The organism is Pseudophaeobacter leonis (genome assembly GCF_002087335.1).
GTDB lineage: Bacteria > Pseudomonadota > Alphaproteobacteria > Rhodobacterales > Rhodobacteraceae > Pseudophaeobacter > Pseudophaeobacter leonis.
In genome coordinates this window covers 1-7,657 of the sequence record NZ_MWVJ01000101.1, presented here as the reverse complement: position 1 = coordinate 7,657, position 7,657 = coordinate 1, and the positions used below count along the sequence as shown (strand labels likewise).

Here is a 7,657-nt window from a genome sequence, read left to right as displayed (position 1 = left end):
AACCAACTCAGAACTGTTCTGCGAAAGGGCGCCCCCAAGGGCGCCCTTTTTCTGTTTCAATGACCGTCTAACAGGTCTGTCCGGGAGAAATGGTTCGCTCAGTTGGGTTCTAACAGTCAAAATGAGGAAGTAAGGTATCGCTGAATGATTGTTCTGTGAGGGCCGGGTTTTGAAATTTACGCTGGATACCAATTGTATTATTGACTTAGATCTTTGCCGTCCAAGCGCGACGAATGTCCAGAGTTTGATATCGGCTCACAGAGCTGGAAAAGCGGAGGTCGCTTTTGTGGCGGTTTCGGCATCTGAACGTCAACCAGGAGACAGTTATCTGGATAGTTTTCGCGAATTTGAAGCGCGCTTGAAGGAATTGAACATAGATGACATTCCCTTGCTGCTGGGAATGGCCTACTTCGACATCAGCTACTGGGATCACGCAGTGTTTGCGGACGAAGAGTGTGACCTCGAAGAGCGCATTCACAATGTTTTATTTCCAAGCGTAGCTTTCAGTTACTCGGACTTCAAAAGGCTGGCCCCCGAAGCTACCGGTGATATTTTGACTGACAAAAAATGGCGGAACCGTTGGTGCGACCGGCAGATGATGTGGGCCCACGTTTCCAATAGTAGGGATGTCTTTGTGACCAGCGACAATAACTTCAAAAAAATTGAGCGCGCGGAAAGTTTTGAGGGGGTCAAAGTTCGAACGCCGGAAGAAGCTGTGGCGCTACTCTAACCCTGTTTCCGCCTCGGGTCGGAAGGCCAAACAAACCCCAAACCCACCGCACGCCCCACCTGCACCTGTTTCGCGCGCGAAACCTCTTGCCCCATGCTCCGATCAGACGTATAGAGCGCATCCCGCACAGGCGGGTCAAGGGCGGGGTGATTCCCGCCTTTTGGGTTCGATGAGGGTAAGCGGTGGTCGCTGCCCCTCCTCTCAACCTTCACGCCTAGATAAAGGCTGACTAATGCAAAGCCAAAATATCCGTATTCGGCTCAAGGCATTTGACTATCGTGTACTGGACGCCAGCACACAAGAGATCGTCAACACTGCCAAGCGGACCGGCGCGACTGTTCGCGGCCCGATCCCACTGCCAAACAAAATCGAGAAATTCACCGTTCTGCGTGGTCCCCACGTTGACAAGAAATCTCGTGACCAGTTTGAGATCCGTACGCACAAGCGTATGCTCGACATCGTTGATCCGACCCCCCAGACCGTGGACGCGCTGATGAAGCTCGACCTCGCCGCTGGTGTGGACGTCGAGATCAAACTGCAATCTTAAGAACGGAGGGTATAGATAATGCGCTCTGGTATTATTGCAAAAAAAGTCGGCATGACACGTCTGTTCCTCGAAGATGGTCAGCAGATCCCTGTGACCGTTCTTCACCTGGACGGGTTGCAGGTTGTGTCTCAGCGTACCGAAGACAAAGACGGCTACACAGCTGTTCAGCTCGGTGCTGGTTCCGCCAAGGTAAAACGCGTCTCCAAGGCGATGCGCGGTCACTTTGCGGCCTCTAAAGTAGAGCCCAAGCGTAAGCTCGTGGAATTCCGCGTGCCTGCTGACGCTCTGATCGAAGTCGGCGCCGAAATCTCGGCCGAGCACTTCCTGATGGGCCAAAAAGTTGACGTGACCGGTACATCCATCGGTAAAGGTTTCCAGGGTGCTATGAAGCGCTGGAACTTTGGTGGTCTGCGTGCGTCGCACGGTGTTTCGATCTCTCACCGTTCGCACGGCTCCACAGGTCAGTGTCAGGATCCCGGTAAGGTTTTCAAAGGCAAGAAAATGGCTGGTCACATGGGTGCTGCCCGCGTTACCACTCAGAACCTTGAAGTTGTCAAAACCGACGCCGATCGTGGTCTGGTCTTCATCAAAGGCGCCGTTCCTGGCTCCAAAGGTGGCTGGGTCACTGTTAAGGACGCCGTGAAGAAAAAGGCGCCCGAAGGTCTTCCGTTTCCAGCTGGTATCAAAGCCGCTGCAACCGAAGCCCCTGCAGAAGGTGGTGAAGCATGAAACTTGATGTGATGAATCTCGACGGCAGCAAAGCTGGCGACATCGAGCTGAACGCTGACCTCTTTGGTCTTGAGCCACGTGCGGACATTCTGCACCGTGTGGTTCGCTGGCAGCGTAACAACGCGCAGGCCGGTACCCACAAGGTAAAGACCCGTTCGGAAGTCAAATACTCGACCAAGAAGATCTATCGCCAAAAAGGCACCGGTGGCGCACGCCACGGCGCTCGCTCGGCACCGATCTTCCGCGGTGGTGGTATCTACAAAGGTCCCGTTGTGCGTTCGCACGGCCACGAGCTGACCAAGAAGTTCCGCAAGCTGGGTCTGCGCCATGCGCTGTCCGCTAAAGCAAAAGCGGGCGAGCTGGTTGTGATCTCGGACGCCGCTGCTGAAGGCAAGACCGGTGCACTGGCCAAACAGGTTGCAAACCTGGGCTGGAAACGCGCTCTGGTCATCGATGGTGCCTCGGTCAACGAAGGCTTCCTGAAAGCGTCGCGCAACATTGAAGGTCTGGATATCCTGCCAACAATGGGTGCAAACGTTTATGACATCCTGAAGCGTGACACCCTGGTTATCACCAAGGCTGGTCTCGAAGCACTGGAGGCTCGTTTGAAATGAACGCTAAAGCAGAACACTACGATGTGATCCGCAAGCCGATCATCACCGAGAAAACCACCATGGCATCCGAAAACGGTGCGGTTGTTTTTGAAGTAGCGATCGACAGCAACAAACCCCAGATAAAGAAGCTGTTGAAGCGCTCTTTGGTGTAAAAGTGAAGGCGGTCAACACCTCCATCACCAAGGGTAAACAAAAGCGTTTCCGCGGCCAGATTGGTCGTCGCAAAGACGTGAAAAAGGCCTATGTGACGCTCGAAGAGGGCAACACAATCGACGTGTCCACCGGACTCTGAGATTAGGTTCTTTTGAAAGTTAGAAAGGCCCTCGCGCAAGCGAGGGCCTTTTTCGTTGAAGCTGCTATTTGCGACCTACTTATTGGTCGCGGCACCACGGTTGACTAAGGTCCCAAGGATTTTCTCATTTGTTCGGCTGATTTTGTACAAATCGGCGTCGAAAGGAACCAACGTATTTTGCTCTAGAAGGTCTTCAATTTCCAAAATGGCGAGATCAATGTTCTGCCAGTCGATAGTTTGGCCCAGTAAGTTGTAGTCCCACCATCGTAGTTTGGAAATTCTGTTGGACAGATCTCTTGAAAAGCGAGGCTTGATTCTTTTGGCTGGAACGCCGCCTACAATCGTGAATGGTTCAACATCTTTCGTGACCACTGCTCCGGCAGCCAGGATCGCGCCATCGCCAATTTGTATGCCGGAGACGATTTTCACCCCAGAGCCTACCCAGACATCGTTACCTATAGATGTGTAGGGTACATTTTCAAAACTATGTTGTGGGGGCGGGTTGAAAGGTGCCGCAAAGACCTGCTCATAGGGAAATGGGGATGTTGTTAATGAGGTAGTTGGGTGCTTAGATAGAATGGTGACTTGGTCTCCAATGCTGCAATACCGCCCAATTTTTACGTTTAGCAGGACGCACAGTGGGGAAACGTACGAGAATGCTCCTAGGGAAACATTTTGCATCGTAACGTTGGGGAACACACGGGTGGGTGTTTCTAGAAATACATCGCCAAGAATGCGAGTTGATTTGTCAACGTTAATAGCTACAGCCAAGCGTATTTTCTCCCTCTGCCTAATCGGATTTTAGTAGCACAAGTCGGATACCAAAGAAGGTCAAAAGTGCACTGGGAATGATTTGAACCCCAGGAGTTAGTGGGGCTGGCAAAGCGCTAGACATCAGTTCACGTTGCTGCTACATCCGCCCAATCCTGCAAGCCTCGGATTCGTTCCGGGGCTGTACCTTTTTTGCAGGATGACTGAGCTGGGGACCTTTGGGGCCCTAAAGACTGGCCACCTTAGTAGTTGCGTTCCCTTGTCGGAACGGGCGGACAGGGGGCTTACACATAGCGGGTCTGATGGGGGATGCCTCCACTGATCTGCAACGGCGGGGCAACCCGTCGTAGCTAAACGGAAGACAGAAAGCATGGCACTCAAGTCGTATAAGCCGACGACGCCGGGCCAGCGTGGGCTGGTTCTGATCGACCGTTCGGAGCTTTGGAAAGGACGTCCCGTCAAGTCTCTCACCGAGGGTTTGACGAAATCGGGCGGCCGGAACAACACCGGACGAATTACTTCTCGCCGTCGCGGCGGTGGCGCAAAGCGTCTATACCGTATCGTTGACTTCAAGCGGAACAAACTGGATGTAGCGGCAACCGTTGAACGGATCGAATATGGCCCGAACCGGACCGCCTTCATCGCCCTGATCAAATACGAAGACGGTGAGCAGGCCTACATCCTGGCAGCACAGCGTCTGGCGGTTGGTGATAAAGTTGTTGCCTCGGCAAAAGCTGACATCAAACCCGGTAACGCGATGCCCTTCTCGGGTATGCCAATCGGTACCATCATCCACAACATCGAGATGAAGCCAGGCAAAGGCGGCCAAATCGCCCGTGCAGCTGGCACCTACGCTCAGTTTGTTGGTCGTGATGGTGGCTACGCTCAGATCCGCCTCTCTTCGGGCGAACTGCGCATGGTCCGTCAGGAATGCATGGCCACCGTTGGTGCCGTGTCGAACCCAGACAACTCGAACCAGAACTACGGTAAAGCTGGCCGTATGCGTCACAAGGGCAAGCGTCCTTCGGTTCGTGGTGTTGTTATGAACCCGATCGATCACCCGCATGGTGGTGGTGAGGGTCGTACCTCTGGTGGTCGTCACCCGGTTACCCCTTGGGGCAAACCGACCAAAGGTTACCGCACTCGTAACAAAAACAAAGCGTCGCAAAAGCTTATCATCCGCTCGCGTCACGCCAAGAAGAAGGGACGTTAATATATGTCTCGCTCTGTATGGAAAGGTCCCTTTGTCGACAGCTACGTGCTTAAGAAAGCCGAAGCTGCGCGCGAGTCGGGCCGCAAAGATGTCATCAAAATTTGGTCGCGTCGTTCCACCATTCTGCCCCAGTTCGTGGGTCTGACATTTGGTGTGTACAACGGTCACAAGCACATTCCCGTTAACGTCTCGGAAGACATGATTGGTCAAAAGTTTGGTGAGTATTCGCCAACACGCACCTATTATGGTCACGCCGCTGACAAAAAAGCGAAGCGGAAGTAAGTCATGGGTAAGGAACAAAACCCCCGCCGCGTGGCAGACAACGAAGCAATGGCGAAAACTCGCATGCTGCGTACCTCCCCGCAAAAGCTGAACCTGGTTGCCCAGATGATCCGTGGCAAAAAGGTTGACAAGGCTCTGACCGACCTGACCTTCTCGAACAAGCGTATCGCGCAGGATGTGAAGAAATGCCTTCAGTCCGCAATTGCGAACGCCGAGAACAACCACAACCTGGACGTCGACGAGCTGATCGTTGCCGAGGCCTGGGTCGGTAAGAACATGACCCTGAAGCGTGGCCGTCCACGTGCCCGTGGTCGTTTCGGCAAGATCCTGAAGCCATTTGCTGAGATCACGATCAAGGTACGTCAAGTTGAGGAGCAAGCCTAATGGGACATAAAGTCAATCCGGTTGGCATGCGCCTGCAGATCAACCGCACCTGGGACAGCCGCTGGTATGCTGACACCAAAGATTTTGGTGATCTGCTGCTTGAAGACCTGAAACTGCGCGAGTTCATCAAGGATGAGTGCAAACAGGCTGGCATCGCCCGCGTGATCATTGAACGCCCTCACAAGAAATGCCGTGTGACCATTCACACTGCACGTCCTGGCGTGATCATCGGCAAAAAAGGCGCTGACATCGAAGTGCTTCGCAAGAAGCTCGCCTCGATGACTGCTTCGGAACTGCACCTCAACATCGTTGAAGTTCGCAAGCCCGAGCTGGACGCGCAGCTGGTTGGTGAGTCCATTGCTCAGCAGCTGGAACGTCGTGTTTCCTTCCGTCGCGCGATGAAGCGTGCCGTACAGTCTGCTATGCGCATGGGCGCCCTGGGTATCCGGGTGAACGTTGCTGGCCGTCTGGGTGGCGCTGAAATCGCCCGTACTGAATGGTACCGCGAAGGTCGTGTGCCTCTGCACACTCTGCGCGCCGACATCGATTACGCTCACAATGAGGCCATGACACCTTACGGTATCATTGGGATCAAAACCTGGATCTTCAAAGGCGAGATCATGGAACACGATCCACAGGCACGTGACCGTAAAGCACAGGAACTCCAGGACGGCCCTGCACCTCGTGGTGCTGGTGGCGGTCGTCGCTAAGGATAGAATAGATGCTTCAGCCAAAGCGTACAAAATTCCGCAAGATGCACAAAGGCCGGATCTCCGGTCAGGCAAAAGGCGGTTCGGATCTGAACTTCGGCACATACGGTCTCAAGGCGACAGCCTGAGCGCGTCACTGCTCGTCAGATCGAAGCGGCACGTCGTGCCATGACCCGTCACATGAAACGTCAGGGTCGTGTCTGGATCCGTATCTTCCCCGACACTCCGGTCACGTCAAAACCGACCGAAGTCCGGATGGGCAAAGGTAAAGGGTCTGCCGATTATTGGTCAGCCAAGGTTAAGCCTGGCCGCGTGATGTTCGAAATCGACGGTGTTGACGACGCCATCGCCCGTGAGGCTCTGCGCCTTGCTGCGATGAAACTGCCAATCAAGACCCGCATCGTGGTTCGCGAAGACTGGTAAGCCCGGTCAACGCAAAAATAGATTGAAGCCCTCGCTGAGAAATCGGCGGGGGCTTTCTCGTATGAAGGGTCCATCGGGAAGGTTTACTAGATTTGTTCTGACCCGGAGAAACCTCCGATACCCCAAAAGTCATTGGTGGTGGTATCGGCATAGAAGCCTTCGAAATAATCCTCGGGTTTGGCCAGCCTCAGGCTCTCATCAGTTTGGCAGATCAGGTGATAGTGAAAGTCGATGTAGATCGCGCAATAGAGCGATTTGTCCTCAGCCCAAAGCTCAACACACCCGTGTTCAGATTGTCTGTCCTGGAGGGCCGCGATCTGTATTTCCTCTGGCGAAATCCCAAAAGGACCTGCGCTGATCAGCCTGTCGCATCCCGCATCCTGCGCAAAACGTCCCAAGGCAAGTTCCAAGAGGGGAGAGGAATAACCTTCATCCGGGGGGTAGATACTTTGGGCAGCACAGACCTCTAGCATGTGATCTGTCTCTAGCTGACTGGCATATTTGGTGGAGATGCGTTTTGAGCCGGTCAGCCGCAGGGCGCGGTTGACCTGATGCACAAAGGTAAAACCGCAGAGTTCCGTAATCTCTTGCCAGCTGACGCCACTGGAGTCTCCCAATTTCAGCGCTTCCTGTCTGGCACTGTCTGGCACCGGATCGCCATTTTTGAATGGCGGATGATCGGGGAGTTTTAGAAACGGGTTCAGGGCAACAAAAACGGATGTGAACTTACCGTCAAAATGCTGCAGATAAGGGGTGTCGTCATCGATCGGATAGCTGAACGGTGGCTGCGCCAATTGGTTCCCCTCAGTACTCATTTTTTTTGCGCGAGGCTATGACGGCGGGTTTCAAAGAGCAAGCGGCCAGGATTGCTGTATTGGTTCCGCTGCAGAGCTGCGCTAAAGAGAGATCATGGCACAGATAAAATCCCTCTTCGCAACCCGCCTCTATCATGCGGGTCTCTC

The 7,657-nt window shown here is 53.8% G+C and carries 10 protein-coding genes and 2 pseudogenes; 10 read left to right on the top strand and 2 right to left on the bottom strand.

Going from position 1 to position 7,657, the window contains the following annotated elements; translation table 11 throughout:
- Window positions 1–169 precede the first annotated feature (169 nt).
- The 5 genes and pseudogenes from B4968_RS18730 (at window position 170) to B4968_RS18710 (ending at window position 2,912) form a co-directional block, all read left to right on the top strand.
- Window positions 170–730, top strand: a complete 561-nt coding sequence (locus B4968_RS18730) for a hypothetical protein (protein WP_139792913.1) — start codon at window positions 170–172, stop codon at window positions 728–730.
- Window positions 731–962: 232 nt separating this feature from the next.
- Window positions 963–1,277 carry a 30S ribosomal protein S10 gene (gene rpsJ / locus B4968_RS18725; protein ID WP_008207555.1) on the top strand — a complete coding sequence of 105 codons (315 nt, stop codon included), beginning with the start codon at window positions 963–965 and terminating at the stop codon, window positions 1,275–1,277.
- Between the two features lie 18 nt (window positions 1,278–1,295).
- The gene (rplC, locus tag B4968_RS18720) at window positions 1,296–2,006 is read left to right on the top strand and encodes a 50S ribosomal protein L3 (RefSeq protein WP_083100856.1); all 711 of its coding nucleotides are present in this window, start codon (window positions 1,296–1,298) and stop codon (window positions 2,004–2,006) included.
- Window positions 2,003–2,620, top strand: a complete 618-nt coding sequence (rplD, locus tag B4968_RS18715; protein WP_058335690.1) for a 50S ribosomal protein L4 — start codon at window positions 2,003–2,005, stop codon at window positions 2,618–2,620. Before rplC ends, rplD begins: the two co-directional genes overlap by 4 nt.
- Window positions 2,617–2,912, top strand: a pseudogene (locus tag B4968_RS18710) (50S ribosomal protein L23). The gene rplD and the pseudogene B4968_RS18710 overlap by 4 nt, the downstream one beginning before the upstream one ends.
- A 75-nt stretch (window positions 2,913–2,987) precedes the next feature.
- Here B4968_RS18710 and B4968_RS18705 read toward each other — a convergent pair.
- Entirely contained in the window at window positions 2,988–3,683 is a 696-nt protein-coding gene (locus B4968_RS18705) for a CatB-related O-acetyltransferase (RefSeq protein ID WP_139792912.1), read from the bottom strand.
- A 370-nt stretch (window positions 3,684–4,053) separates the two neighbouring features.
- Between B4968_RS18705 and rplB the strand changes: the two genes are divergently transcribed.
- The 5 genes and pseudogenes from rplB (at window position 4,054) to rplP (ending at window position 6,695) form a co-directional block, all read left to right on the top strand.
- Window positions 4,054–4,896 carry a 50S ribosomal protein L2 gene (rplB, locus tag B4968_RS18700; RefSeq protein ID WP_083100854.1) on the top strand — a complete coding sequence of 281 codons (843 nt, stop codon included), beginning with the start codon at window positions 4,054–4,056 and terminating at the stop codon, window positions 4,894–4,896.
- Window positions 4,897–4,899: 3 nt separating this feature from the next.
- Window positions 4,900–5,178, top strand: a complete 279-nt coding sequence (rpsS, locus tag B4968_RS18695) for a 30S ribosomal protein S19 (RefSeq protein WP_083100853.1) — start codon at window positions 4,900–4,902, stop codon at window positions 5,176–5,178.
- 3 nt (window positions 5,179–5,181) lie between these two features.
- Entirely contained in the window at window positions 5,182–5,562 is a 381-nt protein-coding gene (gene rplV / locus B4968_RS18690; RefSeq protein ID WP_083100852.1) for a 50S ribosomal protein L22, read from the top strand.
- Entirely contained in the window at window positions 5,562–6,272 is a 711-nt protein-coding gene (rpsC, locus tag B4968_RS18685; protein ID WP_083100851.1) for a 30S ribosomal protein S3, read from the top strand. The genes rplV and rpsC overlap by 1 nt, the downstream gene beginning before the upstream one ends.
- An 11-nt stretch (window positions 6,273–6,283) precedes the next feature.
- Window positions 6,284–6,695: pseudogene (rplP, locus tag B4968_RS18680) on the top strand (50S ribosomal protein L16).
- An 86-nt stretch (window positions 6,696–6,781) separates the two neighbouring features.
- Here the strand turns inward: rplP and B4968_RS18675 are convergent.
- Window positions 6,782–7,489, bottom strand: a complete 708-nt coding sequence (locus B4968_RS18675) for a DUF2711 family protein (protein ID WP_139792911.1) — start codon at window positions 7,487–7,489, stop codon at window positions 6,782–6,784.
- Between the last annotated feature and the right edge of the window lie 168 nt (window positions 7,490–7,657).